The 25,094-nt window shown below is 37.7% G+C and carries 23 protein-coding genes; 3 read left to right on the forward strand and 20 right to left on the reverse strand.

Going from position 1 to position 25,094, the window contains the following annotated elements; translation table 11 throughout:
- Window positions 1–29: 29 nt before the first annotated feature.
- The 4 genes from CEQ21_RS11730 to CEQ21_RS11745 form a co-directional block, all read right to left on the reverse strand.
- Window positions 30–938, reverse strand: coding sequence for a peptidylprolyl isomerase (locus tag CEQ21_RS11730; RefSeq protein WP_185764743.1), 909 nt, complete (start codon window positions 936–938; stop codon window positions 30–32).
- Window positions 939–1,129: 191 nt separating this feature from the next.
- Complete coding sequence (locus tag CEQ21_RS11735) at window positions 1,130–2,731, reverse strand: S1C family serine protease (RefSeq protein WP_328593477.1); 1,602 nt, start codon at window positions 2,729–2,731, stop codon at window positions 1,130–1,132.
- A 238-nt stretch (window positions 2,732–2,969) separates the two neighbouring features.
- On the reverse strand, window positions 2,970–4,382 hold the full coding sequence (locus CEQ21_RS11740) for a sensor histidine kinase (RefSeq protein ID WP_185764744.1): 1,413 nt from the start codon (window positions 4,380–4,382) through the stop codon (window positions 2,970–2,972).
- Window positions 4,372–5,070, reverse strand: coding sequence for a response regulator transcription factor (locus CEQ21_RS11745; protein WP_185764745.1), 699 nt, complete (start codon window positions 5,068–5,070; stop codon window positions 4,372–4,374). Before CEQ21_RS11745 ends, CEQ21_RS11740 begins: the two co-directional genes overlap by 11 nt.
- A 174-nt stretch (window positions 5,071–5,244) precedes the next feature.
- Here CEQ21_RS11745 and CEQ21_RS27150 point away from each other — a divergent pair, with 174 nt between their 5' ends.
- Window positions 5,245–5,532 carry a hypothetical protein gene (locus tag CEQ21_RS27150; protein WP_235907244.1) on the forward strand — a complete coding sequence of 96 codons (288 nt, stop codon included), beginning with the start codon at window positions 5,245–5,247 and terminating at the stop codon, window positions 5,530–5,532.
- Entirely contained in the window at window positions 5,514–5,699 is a 186-nt protein-coding gene (locus tag CEQ21_RS27480) for an N-acetyltransferase (protein ID WP_419181615.1), read from the forward strand. Before CEQ21_RS27150 ends, CEQ21_RS27480 begins: the two co-directional genes overlap by 19 nt.
- 21 nt (window positions 5,700–5,720) lie before the next feature.
- Here the strand turns inward: CEQ21_RS27480 and CEQ21_RS11755 are convergent, their stop codons facing one another.
- The 11 genes from CEQ21_RS11755 to CEQ21_RS11805 all read right to left on the reverse strand — a co-directional run bounded on the left by CEQ21_RS11755 (window position 5,721) and on the right by CEQ21_RS11805 (window position 18,264).
- Window positions 5,721–6,605 carry an ROK family protein gene (locus CEQ21_RS11755; RefSeq protein ID WP_185764747.1) on the reverse strand — a complete coding sequence of 295 codons (885 nt, stop codon included), beginning with the start codon at window positions 6,603–6,605 and terminating at the stop codon, window positions 5,721–5,723.
- Between the two features lie 91 nt (window positions 6,606–6,696).
- Complete coding sequence (locus tag CEQ21_RS11760; protein ID WP_185764748.1) at window positions 6,697–7,686, reverse strand: Gfo/Idh/MocA family protein; 990 nt, start codon at window positions 7,684–7,686, stop codon at window positions 6,697–6,699.
- Between the two features lie 153 nt (window positions 7,687–7,839).
- The gene (locus tag CEQ21_RS11765) at window positions 7,840–8,790 is read right to left on the reverse strand and encodes a siderophore ABC transporter substrate-binding protein (RefSeq protein WP_328593478.1); all 951 of its coding nucleotides are present in this window, start codon (window positions 8,788–8,790) and stop codon (window positions 7,840–7,842) included.
- A gap of 269 nt (window positions 8,791–9,059) precedes the next feature.
- Complete coding sequence (locus CEQ21_RS11770) at window positions 9,060–9,818, reverse strand: iron ABC transporter ATP-binding protein (RefSeq protein ID WP_185764749.1); 759 nt, start codon at window positions 9,816–9,818, stop codon at window positions 9,060–9,062.
- Window positions 9,812–10,768 carry an iron chelate uptake ABC transporter family permease subunit gene (locus CEQ21_RS11775; protein WP_185764750.1) on the reverse strand — a complete coding sequence of 319 codons (957 nt, stop codon included), beginning with the start codon at window positions 10,766–10,768 and terminating at the stop codon, window positions 9,812–9,814. Before CEQ21_RS11775 ends, CEQ21_RS11770 begins: the two co-directional genes overlap by 7 nt.
- Entirely contained in the window at window positions 10,755–11,711 is a 957-nt protein-coding gene (locus CEQ21_RS11780; RefSeq protein WP_185764751.1) for an ABC transporter permease, read from the reverse strand. Before CEQ21_RS11780 ends, CEQ21_RS11775 begins: the two co-directional genes overlap by 14 nt.
- Before the next feature lie 246 nt (window positions 11,712–11,957).
- Window positions 11,958–12,257, reverse strand: coding sequence for a cytochrome aa3 quinol oxidase subunit IV (qoxD, locus tag CEQ21_RS11785; RefSeq protein WP_144457402.1), 300 nt, complete (start codon window positions 12,255–12,257; stop codon window positions 11,958–11,960).
- Window positions 12,258–12,260: 3 nt separating this feature from the next.
- A complete protein-coding gene (gene qoxC / locus CEQ21_RS11790; RefSeq protein WP_419181591.1) occupies window positions 12,261–12,860 on the reverse strand; it encodes a cytochrome aa3 quinol oxidase subunit III in 600 nt (199 codons plus the stop codon).
- Window positions 12,860–14,815, reverse strand: coding sequence for a cytochrome aa3 quinol oxidase subunit I (qoxB, locus tag CEQ21_RS11795; RefSeq protein ID WP_144457539.1), 1,956 nt, complete (start codon window positions 14,813–14,815; stop codon window positions 12,860–12,862). Before qoxB ends, qoxC begins: the two co-directional genes overlap by 1 nt.
- A complete protein-coding gene (gene qoxA / locus CEQ21_RS11800) occupies window positions 14,815–15,759 on the reverse strand; it encodes a cytochrome aa3 quinol oxidase subunit II (RefSeq protein ID WP_185764752.1) in 945 nt (314 codons plus the stop codon). Before qoxA ends, qoxB begins: the two co-directional genes overlap by 1 nt.
- A gap of 408 nt (window positions 15,760–16,167) precedes the next feature.
- Entirely contained in the window at window positions 16,168–18,264 is a 2,097-nt protein-coding gene (locus CEQ21_RS11805; protein WP_185767247.1) for a transglycosylase domain-containing protein, read from the reverse strand.
- Window positions 18,265–18,473: 209 nt separating this feature from the next.
- Between CEQ21_RS11805 and CEQ21_RS27155 the strand changes: the two genes are divergently transcribed.
- Window positions 18,474–18,593: a hypothetical protein gene (locus CEQ21_RS27155; RefSeq protein ID WP_235856680.1), complete on the forward strand. Its 120-nt coding sequence runs from the start codon at window positions 18,474–18,476 to the stop codon at window positions 18,591–18,593.
- Between the two features lie 76 nt (window positions 18,594–18,669).
- Here CEQ21_RS27155 and CEQ21_RS11810 read toward each other — a convergent pair whose 3' ends face one another.
- The 5 genes from CEQ21_RS11810 to CEQ21_RS11830 form a co-directional block, all read right to left on the reverse strand.
- Window positions 18,670–19,527: a glycosyltransferase family 8 protein gene (locus tag CEQ21_RS11810; protein ID WP_185764753.1), complete on the reverse strand. Its 858-nt coding sequence runs from the start codon at window positions 19,525–19,527 to the stop codon at window positions 18,670–18,672.
- Between the two features lie 116 nt (window positions 19,528–19,643).
- Window positions 19,644–20,792, reverse strand: a complete 1,149-nt coding sequence (locus CEQ21_RS11815) for a mannitol-1-phosphate 5-dehydrogenase (protein WP_185764754.1) — start codon at window positions 20,790–20,792, stop codon at window positions 19,644–19,646.
- Between the two features lies 1 nt (window position 20,793).
- Window positions 20,794–21,225: a PTS mannitol transporter subunit IIA gene (locus CEQ21_RS11820; protein WP_127740751.1), complete on the reverse strand. Its 432-nt coding sequence runs from the start codon at window positions 21,223–21,225 to the stop codon at window positions 20,794–20,796.
- On the reverse strand, window positions 21,213–23,324 hold the full coding sequence (locus CEQ21_RS11825; RefSeq protein WP_185764755.1) for a BglG family transcription antiterminator: 2,112 nt from the start codon (window positions 23,322–23,324) through the stop codon (window positions 21,213–21,215). Before CEQ21_RS11825 ends, CEQ21_RS11820 begins: the two co-directional genes overlap by 13 nt.
- 212 nt (window positions 23,325–23,536) lie before the next feature.
- Window positions 23,537–24,982, reverse strand: a complete 1,446-nt coding sequence (locus CEQ21_RS11830) for a PTS mannitol transporter subunit IIBC (RefSeq protein WP_185764756.1) — start codon at window positions 24,980–24,982, stop codon at window positions 23,537–23,539.
- Window positions 24,983–25,094: the final 112 nt, after the last annotated feature.

The raw sequence follows: 25,094 nt of genomic DNA on the forward strand, positions 1-25,094 counted from the left end.
CCTCAAAAAGGAAAGTCTCTTTTTTTAAATTAGCTAGCACTTGAAGTGCTGTTTGTTGTGCTGCTAGTGTCTAATTTGTTATCGATATCGTATTTAGCTTGGATTTCTGTCAACCATGTGCTGTATTCTGTGTTCATTTGTTGCTCAAATAGTGTATCTTTAATTTCGTCTTTATGGTCGTCCAACTTAGCTTCAACTGCATCTTTATGACCTGTTACTTTAATGATGTGCCAGCCGTTAGTTGTTTCTACAGGGTTGCTAATTTCATCAACATCCATTGAGAATGCAGCTTTTTCGAATTCTTCCACCATTTGGCCAGATGAGAAGTAACCAAGCTCACCGCCGTTTTCTTTTGTTGCTGTATCTGTTGAGTATTCTTTTGCTAGGTCTGCAAAGTCTTCGCCATCATCCAGCTTTTTCTTCACTTCTTTAGCTGTTTTTTCATCTGCAACAAGAATATGGCTTGCTTCTACTTGCTCAGGTGTATCAAAGCTTGCTTTGTTTTCATCGAAGTATGACTTAATTTGGTCATCTGTGATTTCAATTCTTGGCTCAAGTAACTTTTTGATTTTCAAATAACGCAATAGTTCATCTTCAATATCAGCTTTTGATGCGCCGTTAGCTTCTAATGCAGCATTAAAGGCATCCTCGCCGCCTGAAGATTCGATAAGATCATCAAGCTCTGCTTTTTGTTCTTTATCAGTAACCTTAATTTTTTCTTTTTCCGCTTCAAGGTCAACTACTTTATTTGCAATCAATGTTTGAAGGATAGAAGTACCATACTGCTTGTTCAATGCTTCATCCAAATCATTCTGCGTAATTTTTTCTCCCTCGACAGAAGCCACTGTGTTACTCTTTTGTACTAGAATAACAGCAACAACGATCAATGCTATTAATACAATTCCTAAAATGGGTAAAATGATCTTTTTGTTTTTCATCCTGTTTCCTCTCTAACCAATATTTTAATCAATTAAAAATTATCATAGTTAATATGATAATTTCACTATCACATAGAATACATCATACCATAAAAATATTACAAAAATATTAACAAAAATAGAAAATCCCATCTGATTTTTATTATTTTTACCAGATGAGATTTTTAGTATTAATCTTATCCTGCAAGTTATTAGTTAGAGCTGCCGCTATTACTTGTTAAAGTCAGTTCCACTGTTTTCTTGCTTCCATCATGATACACGACCATTTTCACTTTATCGCCGATATCTACTTTTGTGTAAAGATATTTTCTTAAATCAGATGAACCATCTAAGTCGGTTCCGTTTATAGAGACAATCACATCTTGTACTTCAAGGCCTGCTTTAGCAGCTGCAGAGTTGGAATCAATATTTGTGACCATAACACCTTTTGTAACAGAGTCAGGCAGATCTTGCAGATACATTTGCGGAACCTCCTCCAAGCTTGCTAAACCGACGCCGATATATGGACGCTCTACTTCACCGCTTTCGATTATTTCATTGACGATTGGTAGCAAATCGTTACTTGGAATTGCAAAGCCAAGCCCTTCAACTCCATCTTCTGAAATCTTCAAGCTGTTGATACCGATAACCTGACCAGCAGAGTTAATTAATGCTCCGCCACTGTTACCAGGGTTGATAGCAGCATCTGTTTGAATTACATTAAACTCCCAATCGCCAGCAGATGTATTAACAGTTATGCTTCTGTCCACTGCACTCACTATTCCCTGTGTTACTGTTCTTGATAAATCAAGTCCAAGCGGGTTACCGATTGCCCAAACTTGGTCCCCTGGGCGAATTGTTGATGAGTCTCCAAATTCGATAACATCTGTAGCATATTTCGCATCAATTCTGACAACAGCTAAGTCTGTCAGTGCATCTGCTCCTAACAATTTACCTTCTGTTTTATCGCCATTATAAAGGGAGATTTCTAAAGAATTTGCTCCTTCAATTACATGATTGTTCGTAGCAATATAAGCATATTTATCATCCTTTTTGAAGATGATACCAGATCCTGATCCAGATTCAACTTCCGTATCCGTTGTTGTGCTTTGTGAAAATTGGTTTGTTGCCTGCTTTTGCACATTAACAATACCAACAATAGCCTTAGAAGATGTCTCAACCATATCTGCAATAGAAGAAGAACTGCTGTCAGAGGCTGTTGCTGACGTCGTCTGTGCTTTAATATCACTTGAGCTGCTATTGCTGCTTACTTTACTGCTCAAATCTTCCACCTGCTGTTCCAGTTTAGTATATTTTCCATCAAGTAAATCTGTATGAGGAATCGCAACAAATGTTAAGGCAGAACCAACAACACCTGCAGCTAATAAGGAAAAGAATCCTTTCCATTTAGGATTACCTGATGATGGACGTTCCTTGCCTCTTTTACCACCAGGCTGTTGCTCAGCAGTTGCAGCTGCAGTCATTGTCTTATTCTCATCTATCTGTTGTTTGGCAGCCGCTCTCTCATCAGTACCATCACTCATAACTCTTTCGTAATCACGCACTAACTCATCTGCCTTATTAAAGCTTGCTGTTTGAGTATATTCGCTTGGAAATTCTTTCCCCTCTGCTTTCACTTCTTGCTCTTCTACTTGTGCCTCCTGCTTTTCTTCTGGCTTATTTATGCCATTTGCTTCGTATGAAGAACTTTCCTCTCTACTTTCTGAAGGGTCCGAACTGTTTAAAGTATCCTTTTCTGTTTCAAACTCTTTTTCTCCGTTCACATTATCTTTGTTTTTATCAAACTCATTCATCGTATATACCTCCTATAATTATTATCATTGTGTATCATCTATAAGAAGAAGTTAGTTAGTTATTTTATTTATCTCATGCTTATATAATAAAACCTATATATGAATAAATTATTAACAAAGTTTTAATAGACATAGAAAAATCAGGGAAGAAAAAAAGAAATTATAGCTATTTTGGTGACAGATAGAAAAAAAGCTCTGTCATGCTGAGAAATTTACCCAGCATGATCAGAAGCAATTATTATTTATGCTCAATCGGAAAATAAATCGTGAATTTCGTTCCAGTGCCTTTTTGGCTGCTTACTTCAATTGTTCCATGGTGGAATTGGACAAGCTGTTTGACAATTGACAAACCCAGTCCAAACTCCCCATATGGATTATTCGTTCTTGAAATATCAGCTTTATAGAATCTTTTCCAAATGTTTTCGATTTCTGCCGGGTCCATACCAATCCCAGTATCTTCTATTTCTATAATTGTGAAGCCATCAGCTACTCTGCCCCTCAGCCAAATTTCACCTGCATCTGTAAACTGAATACTGTTTTTTGTTATATTCATGATGATTTGGATTAACCTGTCATAGTCTGCATAAATATAAACATTATCTGCAACATCTACATTAATAGCCAAATCCTTCTCTATTGCCTGCGTATAGAGCTGCTCCTGAATAATTTCAAGGACTTCGGCAAGCTGAATGGATTCCTTCATCAGCACAATCTGATTAGAACGGATTTTATCATAATCCAGATTTTCATTAACAAGTCTGATCAGCCTTTTCGTTTCCTGGCTTACAAGAGTAATACCCTTGCCTTTTTCCGCTTCTGGTATCATATTATTGTTAAGTCCTTCAATGACACCGCTTATGGTTGTTAAAGGGGTTTTCAATTCATGGGAAACATCTGACATGAATTGCCTTCTTCGATTTTCTAGTGCATCTATTTCTTCCTTCGAAACACGGAGACGGTCTACCATTGAGTTAAAGTCACTCGCCAATTCGCCGATTTCATCAAAATTAGATGAGTGCACCCTAACACTATAGTCTCCAACCGCAACAAGACTTGTCGCTTCTTGAAGCTTCTTAATTCGTCTAACATGAATTCTAGATAATAAAACGCTGAGTAGCAGTGCTACACCAAATGCAATAAATACAGAATACACAAGGTATTTGTTTATTTCATTAATGAGCTGCTTCGAATCACTTAAAGGGGCAGTAAGCAAAATTCCACCTGCGACCTCTCCATTAACACTATAAGGGATGGCAACTAATGTAACCTCCTGATTGCCTCGTCTCGTACTGCTTTTGATAACTTTATTGTTTTCTCCATCCTTAATGGCATTCCATTCTTCATCCGTGATATTAATTCTTTTCCCAACAGATGCAATAACATTTTGCTGTGTGTCAAAAATGCCAAATGTCACTCCTCTGCTTTTCAGCACATCTGCATAATTAAGCAGTGTGTCCTGAGCAGAGGATTGCATTTGGTTTCCTTGTATATCTGTAAGAATATTAATGCCATAATCATACAGCTCTTGTCCTTTAATAGTGAGCACTACCTTCTCGACAAAATGAGTCGAGGCAATGCTTACCACTAAAAACGCAACGACAATGACACTAATATGGCTGATCAGCTGCTGGTATAAGTACTTAATTCTCATTTATGACCACCGTTTCATCGTATTTATAGCCTACTCCCCATACAGTATGGAAGAATGGCTGGTTATCACGGCCGATTTTCCTTCTCAGTCTTTTAATATGAACGTCTACTGTACGATCATCTCCGTAAAATTGAAAGCCCCAAACTTGCTCAAGTATTTGATCCCTTGAAAAGACTTGTTTCGGATGCTGTGCAAAAAAAGACAAAAGATCGTATTCCTTTGGAGTAAGATTAGGAATTAGTTTATCTGAGATGAATACTTCCCGTGTTTCCTTATTAATCTTAATGATACTCGTTTCTATTGTGTCTTCCAAATTATTTTTTTCCTTTGATTGTCTTCTCACAATCGCCTTCATTCTCGCAGTTAATGCCAGTGGGCTGAACGGTTTTGTCACATAATCATCCGCTCCCATTTCCAAACCTAACACTTGATCGGATTCTGTATCCTTTGCTGTCAGCATAATGATTGGCACATTTTTATCTACCTCTCTTATTTTGCGGCATACTGTAATTCCATCCATGCTCGGCAGCATCCAATCCAAAATAACCATATCATACTCATTATCTATAAAATGCTTGTATCCTTCCAATCCATCATGCAGGAATACTCCATTAAAGTCTTCTTTTCCAAAAAACATTTCTAACATGGAGCAAACACCAACATTATCTTCTATAACTAAAACCTGCATATTTGCTGCCCTCCGTTACTTGCTTTTTTATTAATTAAACCTGCTTTCCCGTTTCTCTGCAACAGTTCTCTAGCATGTTTAAATGAATGTTAATGGTTAAGAAACAATTTGTTCATAATTTCAAACTTCTTCACAAACTGTATAATAGAAAGAAACGAACAAGGAGCAATCTATATGCTTAAAAGTCTACAGCAATCAGATAGACGAATTGCAGCAGAAATTCTTGAATTACAAAAGCTTTCCTACAATGTGGAAGCAGAAATAATTGGCTATTACGATCTTCCACCTTTAAAGGAGGATGTACTCCATATCCAAGCAAGTAATGAAGTATTTTTAGGTTGGATGGTAAATGGAGTGATGGCAGGTGTATTATCCTACGAGGAAACAGACCAAAGCACACTCATCTGCAGGCTTGTGTTCATCCTGACTACTTTCGCCAAGGGATTGCTGCTAATATGCTGAGAAGTCTAATAGTCAGTCAAAACAAGCCAATTTACGTATGTACCGCAATGAAAAACATACCTGCTGTCAGACTTTATCAGCAATTCGGGTTTGAAATAACAAGGACTTTTACGCCGGGTGACGGACTTTATCTTGTTCAGTTAGAAAAAAACGTTAAGCCCTTATGAAAGGGGCTTAACGTTTTTTAGTTATTTGCTTTCTTCATAAACTCTTTTCGCAAGCAGTAAACCGCCTGTAATGCCAGCATTATCACCAAGTCCGGGTCTTACAACGTAGCTTCCCAAATCTGTTGATACTTGCGGGAATTCTAAATAGCCATTTAAAAATTCCTTGAGGTAAGTGTTAATATATACTAAAACCTGTTCTTGGTTCATTACTCCTCCACCAAGGATAATCTTTTTCGGGGAAAGGATTAATATATATTGCATCAGGGCTTGAGCAATATAATAACCTTCCATTTCCCAAACCTTGTCGTTGTTGCTCAGTTCAGCTGCTTTTGTTCCCCATCTTTCTTCAATCGCAGGCCCAGCAGCTAGACCTTCAAGGCAATCACCATGATATGGACATCTTCCTTTATAGCTATCTTCTGGGTGTCTTCTTACAAGAATATGGCCCATCTCAGGGTGCGTTAACCCTTGCAATAGCTCGCCCTGAATATATGCTCCTGCACCAATACCAGTTCCAACCGTTATATACAGGCAGCTGTCAAGACCCTTTGCTGCACCAAGAACTGCTTCTCCCATAGCCGCGATATTAACGTCTGTGTTAAAGCCGATTGGGATGGGAAATTCCTTCTGTACTGTACTTAATAAAGGGTAATCTCGCCAAGCAAGCTTCGGAGTTGTTGTAATGTGTCCATATGTTGGACTGCTTCTGTCTACGTCAATTGGTCCAAAGGAGCCAATGCCAATTGCTTCTACTTTATGTTTATTAAAGAAAGCAATTACCTCTGGCATTGTTTCTTCAGGTGTGGTTGTAGCAATCGAAACTCTCTCTTTAATTTCTCCTGTTTCCGTACCAGCAGCACAAACAAATTTTGTTCCTCCAGCTTCTATTGCACCAAATAATTTCATGCATTTCTCCCCCATTTCCATCTCTATTAAGAACGCTTTCAATTATTTCTCTTAAAACAGCTAGAGCCATTTTAAGTTTTCCAAGCAACAATTATTTCTCATCTGCCGGGAACACAATTCCCGTTTGTTTTCTCACTTCATCCATTATTTCTATTACTGTTACTGATAACTCAAGTGAATTTATTGCAGATTCCGACTCGCCGGCAAGAATAGTATCAATGAATTCCTTTGCCTCATAATACATCGCTTCTTCTTTTTGCTGGACAGAAACATCGACTTTTTCCCCATTGCGGTAAGCTATTTCTATCTTTTGCGGTGTATTCATTTGATCAATAAGAATATTGCCATTTTCACCTTGAATTTCCGATGGAACAAGAGAGTTTGTTATTTTTGAGTACATCAGCACAATATCCATTTCGGCATAGGTCATTATGATACTGCCTTCCCCATCAACCCCGCTGTCTAGCATGTAACTAGAAGCTTTAACTGACTCTGGCTTTCCAAACAATGCGACCATTGGATAAATACAATAAACACCGATATCCATTAATGCACCGTTAGAGAATTCTGGTTTAAATGCATTAAGGATATTTCCTTCCTTGTAAGCATCATATCTTGATGAATACTGACAATAACTCGCAAACGCTCGTCTAACTTTCCCGATTTTATGTAAATTTTCTTTTATCACCTTAAAGTTTGGCAGCATCGTTGTTTTTAATGCTTCCATTAACAGGACATTATTTTCCTTTGCAGCTTTAACCATTGCTTGAGCTTGCCTTGAATTAGATGCAAACGCTTTTTCAGTTAAAACATGTTTTTTGTTGTTTAGAAATAGGATGGACTGCTCTGCATGCAGTGAGTTAGGACTAGCAATATAAACTGCGTCAATTTTGTCGCTCTCTGCCATTTCAGTCAGACTTGTGAATATTTGTTCTGCATTATATTTTTGCGCAAATGCTGCTGCTTTTTCTTCTGATCTTGAATATACAGCGGCCAAGGTAAACTCCTCCACCATGCTTGCTGCTTGTATGAATGATTCTGTAATCCAGTTTGTTCCTATAATACCAAATCGAACACTCATGACTTTCCTCCTTGTCCATCTTACAACATACTTTGTCTATTATATTTTCTATCTAAATTTACGAAAAAGCAACTCTATAGCCGTATTTTCATAAATTGCAAATGAAAAAACCCAATCTGCTTTTAGCAAATTGGGTTTCTTGTTCATAAGTGTTTATTTCGAAATACCAGCTTCGATTTCTTTTGCCATTTCTTCTGTTGACACAAGACCTCCACCTGACAGGTACCAATAGCCAGGATTCAAGTAAATAATATGACCGTCTTTAGCAGCATCTGTACCATTAACAAGTTCATTATCTAACACTTTCGCTGCAGATGATTCACCACCAACAACAGCTCCTCTATCCACTACGAATAGATATTCTGGATTCTTGTCTGCAATATACTCAAATGAGATACTTTGCCCATGTGTTGATGCTTCAATGTTTTCATCTGCTTGTGCTAATCCGAATACATCATGAATGATACCGAATCTTGAACCAGATCCATATGCACTCACACTGCCGTCATTCACTAATACAACTAAAGACTTGCCTTCAACTGCTTTCGCTTTGTCGTTAAGGGCTGTAATTGTATCATCAATGCTTGCTAATTCTTCCTTCACTGCATCTTCTTTTCCGAAGATTTGTCCAACTAATTCCATGTTATGCTTAAATGAATCCATATATTTAGTTGAATCAACACCTACATAAACAGTTGGTGCAATGTCACTTAAGTCTTCATATGCTGCTGATTGTCTACCAGAAATAAAGATAACATCTGGAGCTAATTCACTGATTGCTTCTAAGTCAGGCTCTTTAAGACCCCCAACATTTGTGTATTTGCTATCTTTATATTTTTCAAGATATTCTGGCAGATTTTCTTGAGGTACACCTGCTACTTCTACACCTAATTTATCTAATGTATCCAAAATACCCATATCAAAAACAACAACTTTTTTCGGATTTGCTTTTACTTTTGCTTCCCCTAGTTCATGTTTAACCGTTATTTCTTCTGCTGCTTTTGCTTTGTCATCAGATGCATTACTGCTAGTTGATGTATTACCGCATGCTGCCAAAACAGCCATAACTAATGCTAAAAAAAGAATCGTTAATTTTTTCTTCAATTAAGACACCTCAATTTATTATATTTAGATTATTTAAATTAAATTGATTGCAATGATAAACAGAATATCCTATGATTGAGATATTAGTAATTCATAATGCCATTTTCCTAGAATGTCACGTAAGAATTACTATACTAATGGTAGTGTTATTATGGATCTTCTGGCGAAGAGACTTAGTATTAAGTTTTCCATAGAAGCACTGCCTCCTTTCCGCTTTAAATGTAACTACCATTAGCCTCGTTTATTCTTTGCATCAATAATTTACGAATTTAAGCAAAATAGACACAGATTTTATGATTATTAATTTCCTCTATCTGCATGTCCATTTCATAAATATCCTTTAAGACAGCTTGATTAATAATGCTGTCTGCTGGTCCATCATTAACAAGTTTGCCATTCTTCAATGCCACGATATTGTCGGAATAGACAGAGGCAAAATTTATATCATGAATAACAATTACTACTGTTTTCCCAAGCTCATTAACAAGTCTTCTGAGAACCTTCATAATTTGCACCGAATGCTTCATATCCAGGTTATTCAGTGGTTCATCGAGCAAGATGTATTCAGTATCTTGAGCAATAACCATCGCAATATATGCTCTTTGCTTTTGGCCGCCACTCAATTGATCTAAATATTTATGCTGTATTTCATCAAGCTCCATATAAGAAATTGCTTCTGCAACAGCAGCTTTATCCTCTTTCGTTAGTCTCCCTTGAGAATATGGAAACCTTCCGAAGTTAACTAGCTCCTTTACAGTCAACCGAATATTTATGTGGTTGCTCTGCTTGAGAATGGATATCTTTTTTGCAAGCACATTGCTTTTTGTCGTAAAAACGCTTTGCCCATCAATTAAGACATCACCACTGTCACCTTTAATCAGCCTGCTGATAATGGATAGCAATGTACTTTTCCCTGCACCATTCGGACCGATAAAGGAAGTGATTTTTCCTTTTTCAATGGAAAGAGATACATTTTCAAGGACGCTTTTTCCATTGTATAGTTTACTGACATTCTTGACCTCTACCATGCTCTTCTCTCCTTTAATAATAAATAGATGAAATAAACGCCTCCGACAAAGTTAATGATGACACTGATTGTTGTCGAGAATGTAAATACTCTTTCTACAATAAGCAAACCGCCGACGAGGGCTATAATGCTTAATAGAATGGAACCTGCAATAAGCTGGCTATGTTTGTATGTTCTCAGAAACTCCCTTGCCAGGTTTACAACGAGCAGTCCAAGAAAGGTGATTGGTCCGACAAGTGCAGTCGAAATACTAACCAAAATTGCCACGACGACAAGCATATTCCTTACAACACGATCATAATCTATCCCTAAATTAATCGCTTGCTCTTTTCCAAGTGACATTACATCAAAGAATTTACTGTATCGCGATACATATAAAGCAACTGCTGCAATAATTACAATGCATATTGTCAATATATCTGTATTAACGCTATTGAAGCTTGCAAACATTTTGTCTTGCACAATCAGAAACTCATTTGGATCTATCAGCATCTGCATAAAGGATGACAGACTTGAGAAGAAGCTTCCAAGGATGATTCCAATAAGCAGAAGCAGCAGGATATTTTGACTTCCTTTCCTGAAAAACAAGTAGTACAAAGCAACAGAGAAAAGAATCATCAATCCAACTGATAATAGAAAGTTGACATTACTATTCAGCATCGTTAAGCTTTGTGAGCCGAAAAAGAAAACTACAAATGTTTGGATAAATAAGTATAAAGAATCAAGTCCAAGAATGCTTGGAGTTAAGATTCGGTTATTTGTAATGGTTTGAAAAACCATTGATGAAAATGCAATACATCCGCCTGTCAGGCATATTGCCAATATTTTGGTTGCTCTCCTTGGCATAACATATTCCCAGTTCACGCTGCTGACCTTTATTAGCATGAATACGGCAATAAGCAGTACGGCTATTATGGAAAGAAGTAAAAGTTTAGTCTTAGGCTGATTCATACGTTTTTCTCCTTACCAGTAAATAAAGGAAGATAGCACTTCCGATAACCCCAACCATCACACCAATTGAGATTTCATATGGATAAATGATAACCCGTCCAAGAATGTCACATATAAGAACAAAGTTTGCTCCTAGTAATGCTGTATGTGTTAAGCTATTCTTCAAATTATCACCCTTGTAAAGGGAAACTATATTAGGAATGATAAGACCCAAGAATGGAATCATTCCGACTGTAAGCAAAACCACTGATGAAACAAGCGCCACAATAACTAGACCGATATTGACAACTCGCTTATGGTTAAGGCCTAAATTCGTCGAGAATTCCTCACCCATTCCAGCAATTGTGAATTTATTCGCATAAAGGTATGCCACGATGAGTACTGGGATGCTTATATAAAGCAGCTCGTATCTGCCTTCCATAATCAGTGAAAAATCACCTTGAAGCCATGATGACATGTTTTGCACAAGATCATGTTTCATAGAAAAGAAAGTGGTAACCGAGCTAATTATGTTTCCAAGCATTAAACCAACAAGTGGAATAAATATTGCATCCTTGAATTTGATTCGATTTAATATTTGCATGAATAGGAATGTACCTAGCAATGCAAAAACGAAGGCAACAAGCATCTTAACAATTGGAGTTGCAGTAGTGAACATCATTAGCGCAATAAGAATGCCAAATCTGGCCCAGTCCATCGTCCCTGCAGTCGTTGGAGACACAAATTTATTTCTGGTGATTTGCTGCATAATTAGTCCGCAAATGCTTAAGCTTATACCTGCAATAATAATGCTTATTAGACGGGGAAATCTGCTGATTAATAGTATTTCTTTCTGATCCTCTGTTAATTGAAGTATGCTTAGAGGGTTAATATCAATTACTCCTATAAACAAGGAGGCAGTTGATAACAGTACTAACATGATGCTTAAATATCTTATCTTCATAGATGGTAGATTGAGTCAAGAGCCTCTTTCTATTCGCCTCCTTACACACTGATGTAGTCCAATTAATTCTCAACTGATTTTCATTATCACTTAGATTTATAAATTGATTTTAACACTTATTTTATTAACGTCAATGGGATTTATAGAACAATATCTCAACTTTCCATGGATTTTCGCCGAATTAGTTCTATTGAACTAGCATATAAACAACAAAAAAAACCTCCAATTTCTCGGAGGTTTTTCTTATTAGTAATGAACATGTCCTGATGTCATTACCCAAATTGTTCCTGCAGCGACAACAATCGCACAGAAGAACGCATAGAAAATATTAATTAATTGCATTTTGCCTTCCCCTTCAGTCAAATGCATGAACATGAAAAGTTGAAGCAATGCTTGAATTACTGCTAATGAACCAATAATCCACATAATTGTCACAAACGGCAAATCCGTATATCTTACAGCACCTACTGTTGCAAAAGTCAGCAAAATAGAAACGATGAACCCTGCAACGTGGCCAGTTGGAAAACTGCTATTATGTTTAGCCATAAATTACACCATCCTTGCTAGATAAACGAATGTGAAGATGAAAATCCACACAACGTCTAAGAAGTGCCAATATAAGCTGATAATAAACGTTTTACGCGCAGTCGTAGGTGTCAATCCACGTTTAGCCAATTGGATAATTACCGCAATCGCCCAGCCAATACCGATAGAAACGTGAAGTCCGTGTGTTCCTAACAGAACAAAGAAGCTGGAGAAATATGCGCTTGTCTGCATTTTCGCACCTTCATGAACATAATGGATGAACTCAGTCACCTCGAAGAATACGAACCCAGCACCAAGCAATAAAGTAATGATAAGCCAAACCAACAAGCCTTTTAAGTTATTGCGGCGCATATACCAGATAGCAATACCGCAAGTGAAACTACTTGTTAATAGTAGCATTGTTTCAATCATAACGTCTTTTAATATAAACAAATCTTTAGGAGTAGGTCCATCTGCAAAAGCATTGTATAGAGAACCGTGTGCGGCAAACAATGATGCAAATAAGACTATTTCAGCACCTAGGAAGATCCAGAAACCAAAGATATTAAGACGGTTCTGTTCCGTTTGGTACTCCAACGGTAAAGAAGTATCTACTTTAGCCATTATTTCTCATCCCTCCATGCACGCTCAATTTTCTTGATGTCGTCGACTTTCACGTGGTAGCCGTCATTATAATCAAATGAACGAACAAGTAAGCCAACGAATATAAAGGCAGCCGCAATTGCTGCTAGAGGAATCCACTCAAATACCATGAAGAATCCGGCAGCGCCAAAGATTACACACATGATAAATGGAAGCCCAGAATTGCTCGGCATATGAATTTCTTCTAATTCATTTTCTTTTAGTACTAACGCATCTTTATCTTTCTTCTTCATGTGCCAGAAAGCATCTAATGTTTTAACTTCAGGCAATTGTGCAAAGTTATAGAATTGTACAGGTGAAGCTGTATGCCATTCTAGAGTTCTTGCATCCCATGGATCTGTAGAAATATTGCGTTTTGCATAACGTGCACTCCAGTAGATGTTATACACTAATACTGCGAATCCAGCCGCAAGAATCAATGAACCTACTGCAGAAAGTGCGAATAATGGTGCAAACCCTGACTCTACAGAGAATGTGTAAGAACGTCTTACTGCACCTTTTAAGCCTAGGAAGAACATAGGCATAAATGTTAAGTTGAAACCAATGTTGAACAACCAGAAATGCCATTTTCCAAGACGTTCGTTTAATGCGTGACCGAACATCTTTGGCCACCAGTAATAGAATCCTGCAAATACCGCGTATACTACCCCTGGAATCAACACATAATGGAAGTGAGCTACTAGGAATAAAGTATTATGGTATTGATAGTCAGCTGCAGCCATTGCAAGCATAACCCCTGTTACCCCACCAATAGTGAAGGTCGGAATGAAAGCAAGTGACCATAGCATTGCAGTTGTAAACTGGATGCGGCCTTTTCTCATTGTAAACAGCCAGTTGAAAATCTTAACCCCTGTAGGAACAGCGATTAACATTGTCGTAATAGAAAATACTGAGTTAACGACTGGTCCAGATCCCATTGTGTAGAAATGGTGAACCCAAACGACGAAACTCAAGATTGCAATTCCGACAATTGAAATAATCATAGATTTATATCCATATAATGTTTTTCTTGAGAAAGTTGAAATAATCTCTGAGAACATACCAAATGCAGGCAGAACAACGATATAAACTTCAGGATGTCCCCATAGCCAGAATAGGTTGTTCCAAAGCATTGCATTTCCTCCTCCTGAAACAGTGAAGAAATGTGTACCGAACATACGGTCAAAAGTCATCAATGCTAAAGCAACAGTAAGAATTGGGAATGCAAAAATGATTAAAACGTTTGTCAATAAAGCAGTCCAAGTAAACATAGGCATTTTCATTAATGTCATGCCTTTTGTACGCATTTTCAGGATTGTGACAACAAAGTTAATACCTGTCATCAATGTTCCTGCCCCTGCAATCTGCAAGCCAATTGCGTAATAGTTATTACCTACTCCAGGTGTAAACTCCTTACCTGCAAGCGGGAAGTACGATGTCCAACCAGCATCTGGAGAACCACCGACTACGAAAGAAATATTGAAAAGCATTGCTCCTGAGAAAGTTAGCCAGAAGCTCAAAGCGTTCAATTGCGGGAACGCAACGTCACGTGCTCCAATTTGTAATGGAATAACAACGTTCATAAGACCAATTAAAGCAGGCATCGCCATGAACAAGATCATGATAACACCATGTGTTGTAAATACTTCATCGTAATGCTGTGCATCCAAGAACTTCATGTCTGGTGCCGCTGTTTGTGCTTTCATCATTAAACCATCTATACCGCCACGGAAGAACATTAATACCGCAACAATAATGTACATTATACCAATACGTTTATGATCGACAGTTGTGATCCATTCATCCCATAGGTAACGCCATTTTTTCAAATACGTGATTAGAACTAAAGCACCAATCATCGTCAATGCGATACCGATTTGGGAGCCAAGGATCAACGGGTCTCCTTTAACAAGGATTTCATTCCACTTAATGTCCATCAATGCTCACCCCCATCAGTTTTCTCTTCGCTGTCTGCATCTTCATGATCGAAGATTTTACCTTGGTAACCATGAACTTTGTACAATTCAGGGTTCAAGTAATAGTTAGAAGTTCCGCCTTTACCATGATCAATCCATTCTAAATGTGTATTAGAGAATGTCATGCGTCCTAAATGCGTAGGCTTCAACAATTCTTTATATTTATCTTCTGATAGCTTAGGTGCAGTATCTTTTACTTCATCTACCCAAGCATTGTAATCATCTTGTGTTTCAGCTTCTACGTTGAATTGCATTTCTGCATATCCTTTACCGTTGAAGTTTGTGTTTTGTCCTAAATATTCACCTGTATGATCTGCAACTAGGTATAGCTCTGTTTCAGCTCCATACATTGTGTATTTTTGACCAGCAAGCTGTGGAACCCAGAAAGATTGCATTGTTCCAGCAGAAGTCAATTTAAATTCAATCGGAACACCAGCAGGGATTTTAACGTAGTTCACTGTTTCAATTCCCTCTTCTGGATAACTGAAAATCCATTTCCAGTCTGCAGATGTGACATTGATCACAACTGGTTCCTGATCTTCGTAATTCTTTGGAATATCTTCCACTGCATAGATTGTTTTGACAGTTGGAATTGTCAAAGCAATAATGATTAAGAAAGGGATAACAGTCCAGACAATCTCAAGCACTGTACTTCCGTGCTCCTCTGGCGGTTCATACCCTTCATTTTCAGGTTTAGCACGGTATTTCCAAACAATGTAACCGAACAAACCAAAAACAACTATTACGATAATTGCCATAAAAATAAGCGACCAGTTAATCAAATCCATAATGCTTTTAGCTACAGGGCCTTTTGGATCAAATACAACCATGCTTTCACAGCCGCTAAGTACAAAAATTGGCAAAATCGCTAGAAGTGATAATAACAAGCCTTTTTTTGACTTCATTTAGTGCATCTCCTTCCAATTTAACTTTTAAATGTTAAAATATTCACAGAATGTTCAAGATTTAGACATAGAACATTCATTTTAAATAGGTAAAATACTATTATTACTACCTGTATGATGATATCATATCTCGAAGCATGTAAATGTGACAAAAATCGTAAGGATATTTTTTCCAAATATCACAATTAAATTGCCCTTAATCTAGCAAACATTTTCCAAGAAGATACCAACTCAGTAATTATAGCAGATGTGGCTATGAAAATCTATGTCCATAAACTTGTCACATCTACTTTTTTAAAAGGATATGGACCCATTATTACCCAAACGAAATGCTTCTATTATATATACCTTTTTTTCATGAGAATTAATATAGAAAAGGCTGGAACATTTCGTTCCAGCCTTTGGTTTTTATTGACCCATTATTTCATTCCATTTGTCTTTAAGCTTACCGCTGATAACTCCAGCATCTTCTTTCATTTCATCTAGCACTTGACTCCATTTGGAAGAATTCTCTTCAATTGTTGTTTGAATTTCTTTTGCCTTTTCCTTAATTGCTTCTTTTGTTTCTTCCACTTTCTGTGTTCGCTCTTTTTTACCTGCAAGCTGGTCGCTCACAGATATAACAGCGAAGTTCTCTGGCTCCACATACTGGACTGCTTGATCCATGATTGTTTTGAAAATTGGTACGACATCTCCTGAGCTTTTACTCTTAAGATAATGCTGATTATCAGTTTTGTCATAGCCGAGCCACATTGCTCCAACTAAGTTTGGCGTATAGCCGACAAACCACTGATCTTTTGTACCAGACAGATTAGCGTTAGCCAATTGTGTCGAGCCTGTTTTTCCAGCTATTTCAAAACCTGTCACCTTTGCTCCTTGGCCTGTACCTGAATCTATAACATCCAACAGCATGGAGGTCATATCCTCTGCGACAGACTTTGATGTCACTTTAGTCGACTTTGATTGATACTCTGCAATGACATTGCCTGTTGGTCCTACAATCTTAGTAATCAAATGGCCTTCCATCCGAATTCCGTTGTTCGGGAATGTGGAATATGCTTCTGCCATCTGCAGTGGAGATACACCCTTATACATTCCTCCAAGTGCAATACCTAGATATTTATCTTCTGTCTCATCATACGGAATGCCGAATCGCTCTAAAGCATCGAGCCCTTTATCAAGTCCTATTTTATCCAATAACCAAACTGCAGGAACGTTTAAAGATTTCTCCAGTGCCTCATACATCGGCACATCCCCTTGGTAGGTCTTTGTAAAGTTTTGCGGCTCATAGTCACCTTTTTTAAACGGTTCATCCTTCAGAATAGAAGTGGTCTTATAGCCTGCTTCAAGTGCCGGTGTATAAACCGCCAACGGCTTCATTGTTGAGCCCGGCTGAACCTTAATTTGTGTTGCACGGTTATAGCCTCTGAAAACCTGTTCTCCCCTGCCCCCAACAAGACCTCTAATACCGCCTGTCTCAGGGTCAAGCAACACAGCACCACCCTGTGAAGAAGTTCCATCACTGCTTGATGGAAATAAGGAGTCATTTGCAAATGTTTTTTCTAGTGTTGATTGCAGGTTCTGGTCCATTTCTGTATATATTTTATAGCCTCTTGTTAAAATCTCTTCTTGGGTAAGCCCATATTGGGAAATTGCCTCATCTATTACAGAATCGACAAAGTAAGGATAATCTCTATCAATGAACGAGCCTCCGCCGTCTTCTAGCACAATCTTTTCATCAATCGCTTCTTTATATTCAGCTTCTGAGATTACTTTTTCTTCCTTCATTTTGCCAAGCACTATATTTCGCCGCTTAATCGCACCTTCATAATTTTTATACGGATCAAGAGCAGATGGTGCCTGTAGCAAGCCCGCAAGCAGTGCTGATTCGCTTACAGAAATATCCTTGATGTTTTTGTTATAGTACTTTTTAGCTGCTTGATCTATTCCCCATGCACCGCTCCCAAAGTAAACATGATTAAGATACATTTGTAGAATTTCATCCTTGCTGTAGTGCTTCTCTATTTCCACAGCTAAAAATAATTCCTCTGCTTTCCGTTTGTATGTCTGTTCAGAAGATAACAGGGCATTTTTTGTAAGCTGCTGTGTAATTGTGCTGCCTCCGCCCGTTATACTGCCAGCAAGAAGGTTTTTAAAGAAAGCGCGTGTTATGCCTTTTAAATCAAAACCATTATGACTGTAGAATCGCTCATCCTCAATGGAGACTACAGCCCCCGGCACATAATCTGGCAGATCCTTCAGCTCTATTCCTTCCGTTCTTTCTGTCTTTATTTCCGTGGCCTCATCGCCGTCTTTGTCATAAATGACGGTAGCCTGGCTTAATCCAGCCTTCAACGTACTTACGTTTGCTTGGCTTGCCAAATACATGAAATATAATATAGAAACTAGTACAAATAATAGTAATGCTAACAAAAGAATTTGTGTTAAATGTCTTCTTTTCCAAAACCGCCAGAACATACCTAGCAGAGATTTGATTTTATCCATCATTTTACCCTTTCCTTTTCTTCAATCTATATACTTTCTATTTAGACGTAATGTTGCCATAAATTGTTGCAGTTCATTCTATAAAAACTATATGCTCTTTCAGCAGCAAATACAATATTTATTATAGCCAAAATACTAGACTCTCCCTCCTTTTGGCTTGTTTATCTATTACTCAGGCTGGGAATAGATAAGAAAAAGGAGTGATTGATATGAAGAAAATGATAAGAACAGCAATTAAATGGGCTCCAGTCATTTATCCTATCGTCAAAAAACTGATGGAAAAGCGAAAGCAGTCTAAAGGCGGTTCTGCTTCACGAATGCCAAACTAAATAAAAAAGGCTGAAACTTAAAGGTTTCAGCCTTTTCTAATAGAAAAAAAAGCTGATATTCGTCAGCTTTTTTCCATTATATGTTCTTAGCACTTGCTCCTTGCTCTAACCCTGATGCAGTCTTTTCTAAGTAATGATAATATGTCTTTTTATATGGGTGAACATATCCTTTGAGCCACGGCTTTTCTTCTCCGCAGAAATGAACAATTGCAGGCTTACTGAATGCTTCCTGCTTTTTGATTTCATCAATGAATTCTAATTTTTTTTGTTTTAACAATAAATACGCTTGAGCATTCCACTTTGGATGAAGCTCGAGCCACTGATTACAAAGCAATGTATTAAGAATATCTTGGTCATGGTATTCTAGCTGTTCATCCGTTGCATTTTTTATATAGTCAAAGGCTCTGTCTGTTATCTGGTTGTCCCTCCAGCTTTTTAAGTCTATTAGCATAATGCCTGCATTAAAATAGTTTGCATCCTCACTCACGTTAAGTGTTTGCAGTCTGTCATGAAGTCCGCAGTCAATTACTGCAGCAGCAATATTAGGTGAAATATCTAGATCGTAGATTTTGGAAACATCCTCTAGCACTACAGTGTCACTGTCGATATAAAGGACCTTTTCAATATCTGGATCAGAAATTAAATCTGGAATGGAAATACGGTAATAGGAGGCTTTTGTGATATGTCTGCTTTCAATAGCATTCTCATATTGTTTTGGATCAACATCCAAAAATTGTATAGAAGTTTGATATGGAGCGACAGTCATTTGCAGCCATTGTTTATTCTTCTCAGCTATGCCACCATTCAGCACATATAGCTGCACCTTTCTGTCTTGTTGTGTATTTTCTAAGAGAGAAACAAACATCACTCCTAGATGGGGAACATAATTATCATCTGTTGATGAAACCACATGGATAGTCTTATTAGTATTCATTTTATTTTCTCTCCTCTCTGTATGCTCCTTATTTACCCTTGCCCAATTCCAGCAAAACTTATTGGAAAATAATACAAAAAAAGCCGTCCTATTTAAGGACAGCTCTCTTAATCAAGTTATTGAATTTCTTTGTAAGCAGCAGCTACAGCACTAACGAGCTTGTTGTCTGCTGACAATCCAGATGCCTCACTGAATGCTTGCTCTGCACCTTTTGCCAAAATCAATTCTTTTAACTCAACTGATTCTTGGTCTTCTGATGAGTAAAATAACATTGCTGAAGCCATTACTTCCACTAATCCTGCCGGAAGTCCTTTGAATAGTTCAACGTATTCCATTGCTGGTGCAACTAAGCGGTCATTGCGGCTTAATTTGCGAAGTGGAGAACGTCCAACCCTTTTCACATCATCAACGATATGTGGATTAGAGAATCTTCCGATGATTTTTTGAATATACTTTTGATGCTCTTCCTTGTCGAACTTGTATTTTTCAACGAGTACTTTTCCTGTCTCACTTAAGACTTTTAACACTTTTTCCTCCACATCTTTATGAGCAATTGTTTCAGAAATTGTTTTAAAGTCTTTTATGTTACCAAGGTATGCTGTTGTTGCATGACCAGTATTAACAGTGAACAGTTTTCTTTCAATATAAGCAGTTAAGTTTTCAACGAAATGTGCTTCTGGAATCTCAGGCTTTTCACCTTTAATTTTCGTCTCATCGATAACCCATTCAAAGAATGGCTCAACAAGTACGTCCAACAGCTTTTCATTTGACTGATTTGGAACAATGCGGTCTACTGCAGAATCAGGGAATCCAATATATTCTTCCGCCCATGTTTTTTCTTCATCATTTAGGTGCTCAAACACGAACTTCTTCAATTCTGTGCTTCCGCCAATCATGTTTTCACACGCAATGATATTCAAAAATTGTCCATTTTTTGCTTTTCTTGCTTTTAACCCATCTGCAATTAATGGTGCAATGAACTTAAGGATATTTGGACCAATAGCCGTTGTAACTAAATCAGCAGATGCAATTTCTTCCACTGCCTTTTCCGGATTTGCTTTGCTGTTAATACCTTTAATATTCGTGACTGTAAATTGGTCCTTCGCATCATTTGCCAAAAGTACATTGTATGTACCCTCTTGGTTGATTTCATCAATGACTTTTTCATTTACATCCACAAAGTGAACTTCATATTTTGATTGATGTAATAAGAGGCCAATAAAGCCTCTCCCAATATTTCCTGCTCCAAAATGGATAGCTTTCATATTAGTTAACCTCGCTTAAAATTGAAATGATTTCCTCTTCTGATTTTGCTTGTACAAGCTTTTCAACATTTTCTTCTTCTGAACATACGATTGCGATTTGAGAAAGAATCTCTAGGTGCTCTCCGTCTTTACCTGCAATACCAACTAGTAATTTCACAATGTTTCCATCACCGAAATCAACACCGTTTGGAACTTGTACTACTGAAAGACCTGATTGTAGAACAGCTGCTTTTGCTTCATCTGTACCATGAGGAATCGCTAGGAAGTTACCCATGTAAGTAGAAGAAAGTTCTTCTCTTTGAAGCATTGCTGGAATATAATCTGCTGAAACATAGCCTTGGTCTACCAAGATTTGACCAGCTAATTTAATAGCCTCTGTTTTTTCAGATACATTGCTGTTTAGGATGATGTTTTCTTTTTTTAATATAGACATTTCGTTGCCTCCTGATTTGTATGAATATAGTTTTTTAAGTATTGGTTGCTAATGAAATGCGCTAATTCATCTTTAGTTCCATTTTCAAACAGCTTAATGCTAGTTTGCGACTGAATAATCAAGGAACTAATAAAGCTTAATAATTCCAATGTTGATGAAGTCAGCTTGAACGGTGCCAGCAATAGCAAAATTCTTGTTACTTTTTCGCTTCCTCCATTCATCGCCTTTAATTCATAAGCAGTTGTTGCATCTATTATATTAAAAGATGGGTATGCCACTTTCTCACTTCTTGTATGGTAAAGGGCAAGTGTTGTATCTGGAATAGCTAAGCCGCCTATCTTTTCTCTATTCTGTAGAGAGCACAATACTTCGTTAGCGTCTAAGATAGAACCTTTATACAAAAGCCTTTCCAGCCCATCCTGTAATACCTTGTTTAAATCAGCGTTGCCTGCTTTCCACACCTCAAAATCCTTCAATAGGTCTGCAAGAACTGTTACTTGCTTGCCAAGTTGATCAAAATGTTGAAAGCTGAGGGATAATATTTCAACCCCATCATTAGCCGGTTCTGCTATTTCTGTTAATTGTCCGCCTTTTTCTTGCAAATAGTTTTTGACAAGTTCGAGTTCCTGATTCGTCAAAATTGGACTGACTACAAAATAATCTCTATTTATATCCTCAATTGGAATCGTTGAAAGAATAGCATCATATTCATCAAGGGAAATGTTTTTCATTTCAAAAACAGATGCCGTTTTAATTTCAGATAGACCAGGAATCTCATTGCCAATTTTTGCGGCAAGCATTTTTGATGTACCAATTCCACTTGAGCATATAATTAAAACCCTTAATTTAGTCGTAAGCTGTTTTGAATTTAATGCCGCTCCAAAATGCAAAACCAAATAACCGATTTCCTCATCAGGTATATCCTGATTAGGCAAGGTCAGCTCTGCTGCCTTTTTTACGACTTTAAACAATTCATAATAGTCATCTTTAATATTGCTCAGCAGCGGGTTGGAAATTCTCATTTTTTGCTTTAATCTGTATAACGCTGGCTGAAGATGTGCCAAGAGCCCTTGGGACAAGGTTTCATCCAATAATCTTGTATGGAGAAGATTCTCCACATTTTTGATTAAGCTCTGCACAATGACAGCAACCTCGATATTTTCATCCTTAATCCCTATATCCTTGTCATAGCGGATTTTTGCTCCCCGCAAATGCATCGTAATATAACCAATCTCTTCATCAGGAATGGTGACTTCAAACGTTCTTTCTAAGCGAGCAGCAATTTTTTGAGCAAAACTAAACTCTTTTGTCGATTTCAATTCTCGCAAATAGTCTTCCTGAAGAGTAATATTTTCGCCTCTTTGGATTCGTTCCATCGCCAAGGCGATATGGACAACTAATCCAACATAAGAGCTGTCTGCTAGACTGTACGGCAGCTCTTCATTGATTTCCTCAATGATTCCCTCTATCAAGATGATTTTTTCTTTATGAACAAGGCCTAACAGCCTTTCTGAGATAGAATCTATTTTATTGGTGGATTTCTTTTGAATATTGTCTCTGACCATCTTCAAAAATTCTGGCACGTCAAATCTTTCCGATATAAGACTTGTTATTGCCTTTCTTTTTGCATCCTCTGAACCTTCCAGTTCGATTCCATAACCCCGCTTACGCACAAGCTGCAGGTCATATTGTTTAATAATCGGTTCTAGCTTATCCAAATCGTGACTGACAGTTGCTGTTGTTACACCCATATCATTTGCAAGAGAAAAAAGCTTAACAGGCTCTTTATTATCCAACAATGTACATAGCGCAACGATAAGCCTTTCATCCGGGGTGTATTCTGTAAAATCTTGTTTAAGGATTGTTACTCTTAATTGATAAATATCGCCTTGTGTACCAATTACCTTTACTCCCACTCCTGCCTTTTTTTGAAGCTTTAAGTGGAATGCCTGCAAAACATCTTCAATATTTTTCAGGTCACGGTGGATTGTCCGCTCACTTACATTCACAATATCAGCAAGCTGCTTGATTGTGACATCCTCTTTCATATCTTCAAGCAAAAATTGCAAAACCAGTCTTTCTCTAGCGGAAATAACCATGCCATACCACCTTGTTTTCTTGACATAATTTAATTATAAATAAGTGTTTTACAAGACTCAATCAGTTGTTATAGCATTTTTTTCACACCTAATGTTGCCATTATTAAATAAACCATAGACTGGATTAGCAGATGGTTTATTTTTACCCGCTTTTAAGACTTTTACAACATAAAAAGGAGCATTACCTAATTAAGGTAATGCTCCTCCCAACATTATTTCAAGTTATTGATAATCTCATCATATTTAGGGCTGTTCATAAAGTTTTCTACAGATACGTGTTGTGCGTTTGGAAGCTTAGCTACTGCACGGTCTGTCAGATCTTTATGTGTGATAACAAGGTCAGCATCATTCGGAAGGTTAGCAATAGATGTGTTTGTTACATCTACACCTTCAACGCCAGCTTTTTTCACTTTATTACGCATGATGGAAGCCCCCATAGCACTTGAACCCATACCCGCGTCACATGCGAAGATAATTTTCTTCACGCTGCTATAGTCAAACTCTGCAGCTTCGTTAGTTGCTTCAGCAGCTTCAACAGATGCATCTGCGCCAGTTACGGCACCTGCAACAGAGCTCTTTTTACCTTTAAGCTCTTGCATTTTTTCAGCAGCAGCATTGATATCTTCTGCTTCGCCTTTGCTTGTTTTCAAAACAATTGCACCAATTACGAATGAAACTACAGCTGCTACAACTACACCAGCTAATACTCCTAAATGTTCACCTTTTGGAGACAATGCCATTATGGCAATAATACTTCCTGGTGATGGTGTTGCTACAAGTCCTGCATTGAATACAGTGAATGTGAACACACCACTCATTCCTCCACCAATAACTGCCAGCAGCATTGCAGGCTTCATTAGGATGTAAGGGAAGTAAATTTCATGAATACCACCTAAGAAGTGGATAATCGCTGCACCAGGTGCAGTTTGTTTTGATGTACCTTTACCAAAAATACTATATGCCAATAACACGCCAAGACCTGGTCCTGGGTTTGCTTCTAGTAAGAATAGGATTGATTTTCCTACTTCTTTTGCCTGATCTACACCAATTGGTCCAAGAATACCTTGGTTGATCGCATTGTTCAAGAACAAGACTTTAGCTGGTTCAATAAGAATACTTGCAAGTGGCAGAAGGTTTGCATCGACAATAAATTCTACTCCACTTGAAAGCATTTGGCTTAGTGCTTCAACAAGAGGTCCTACAAATTTTAATGCAAGAAGTGTAATAATTGCACCTAGAATACCTGCTGAGAAGTTGTTTACTAACATTTCAAAGCCTGCTTTTACTTTACCTCTGAACAGATCGTCAACCTTCTTGATCAAGTAACCGCCGAGAGGCCCCATAATCATTGCTCCAAGGAACATCGGAATATCAGAACCGACGATAACACCCATTGTTGCGATGGCACCGACTACGCCCCCGCGGACATCGTAAACCATTTTACCGCCAGTATAACCAATTAATAATGGCAGCAAGTATTTGATCATTGGATCAACTAGTTGTGCAAAACTTTCGTTTGGAAAGTATCCAGATGGTATAAAAAGTGCTGTAATAATTCCCCAAGCGATAAATGCGCCGATATTCGGCATTACCATTCCGCTCAGGTGACTTCCAAAACGCTGTATTTTAACGCGAAAACCTTTATTTTCGTTAGACATTTTAATTGTTCACCCCTTATTCTTTCTACCTTCATGATAAAGCGGTTTCAGCTTCGTTACAATTTAAACTAAGTATAACTTTGACGGACACAATGTTGACATAATTAAATAG

This window comes from Niallia circulans (assembly GCF_007273535.1).
GTDB classification, from domain to species: domain Bacteria; phylum Bacillota; class Bacilli; order Bacillales; family Cytobacillaceae; genus Niallia; species Niallia circulans_B.

Bases quoted from the DNA above. Each gene is read 5' to 3' on its own strand.
- CEQ21_RS11775 (WP_185764750.1), bottom strand. From the start codon at position 10,768: ATGAATCAGCCTAAGACTAAACTTTTACTTCTTTCCATAATAGCCGTA.
- CEQ21_RS11745 (WP_185764745.1), bottom strand. From the start codon at position 5,070: ATGCAGGTTTTAGTTATAGAAGATAATGTTGGTGTTTGCTCCATGTTA.
- CEQ21_RS11830 (WP_185764756.1), bottom strand. From the start codon at position 24,982: ATGTCTAACGAAAATAAAGGTTTTCGCGTTAAAATACAGCGTTTTGGA.
- CEQ21_RS11825 (WP_185764755.1), bottom strand. From the start codon at position 23,324: ATGGTTATTTCCGCTAGAGAAAGACTGGTTTTGCAATTTTTGCTTGAA.
- CEQ21_RS11740 (WP_185764744.1), bottom strand. From the start codon at position 4,382: ATGAGAATTAAGTACTTATACCAGCAGCTGATCAGCCATATTAGTGTC.
- qoxA (WP_185764752.1), bottom strand. From the start codon at position 15,759: ATGAAGTCAAAAAAAGGCTTGTTATTATCACTTCTAGCGATTTTGCCA.
- CEQ21_RS11815 (WP_185764754.1), bottom strand. From the start codon at position 20,792: ATGAAAGCTATCCATTTTGGAGCAGGAAATATTGGGAGAGGCTTTATT.
- CEQ21_RS11735 (WP_328593477.1), bottom strand. From the start codon at position 2,731: ATGAATGAGTTTGATAAAAACAAAGATAATGTGAACGGAGAAAAAGAG.
- CEQ21_RS27155 (WP_235856680.1), top strand. From the start codon at position 18,474: ATGAAGAAAATGATAAGAACAGCAATTAAATGGGCTCCAGTCATTTAT.
- qoxC (WP_419181591.1), bottom strand. From the start codon at position 12,860: ATGGCTAAAGTAGATACTTCTTTACCGTTGGAGTACCAAACGGAACAG.
- CEQ21_RS11730 (WP_185764743.1), bottom strand. From the start codon at position 938: ATGAAAAACAAAAAGATCATTTTACCCATTTTAGGAATTGTATTAATA.
- qoxB (WP_144457539.1), bottom strand. From the start codon at position 14,815: ATGGACATTAAGTGGAATGAAATCCTTGTTAAAGGAGACCCGTTGATC.
- CEQ21_RS11805 (WP_185767247.1), bottom strand. From the start codon at position 18,264: ATGGATAAAATCAAATCTCTGCTAGGTATGTTCTGGCGGTTTTGGAAA.
- CEQ21_RS11760 (WP_185764748.1), bottom strand. From the start codon at position 7,686: ATGAGTGTTCGATTTGGTATTATAGGAACAAACTGGATTACAGAATCA.
- CEQ21_RS11770 (WP_185764749.1), bottom strand. From the start codon at position 9,818: ATGGTAGAGGTCAAGAATGTCAGTAAACTATACAATGGAAAAAGCGTC.
- CEQ21_RS11820 (WP_127740751.1), bottom strand. From the start codon at position 21,225: ATGTCTATATTAAAAAAAGAAAACATCATCCTAAACAGCAATGTATCT.
- CEQ21_RS11755 (WP_185764747.1), bottom strand. From the start codon at position 6,605: ATGAAATTATTTGGTGCAATAGAAGCTGGAGGAACAAAATTTGTTTGT.
- qoxD (WP_144457402.1), bottom strand. From the start codon at position 12,257: ATGGCTAAACATAATAGCAGTTTTCCAACTGGCCACGTTGCAGGGTTC.
- CEQ21_RS11810 (WP_185764753.1), bottom strand. From the start codon at position 19,527: ATGAATACTAATAAGACTATCCATGTGGTTTCATCAACAGATGATAAT.
- CEQ21_RS27150 (WP_235907244.1), top strand. From the start codon at position 5,245: ATGCTTAAAAGTCTACAGCAATCAGATAGACGAATTGCAGCAGAAATT.
- CEQ21_RS11780 (WP_185764751.1), bottom strand. From the start codon at position 11,711: ATGAAGATAAGATATTTAAGCATCATGTTAGTACTGTTATCAACTGCC.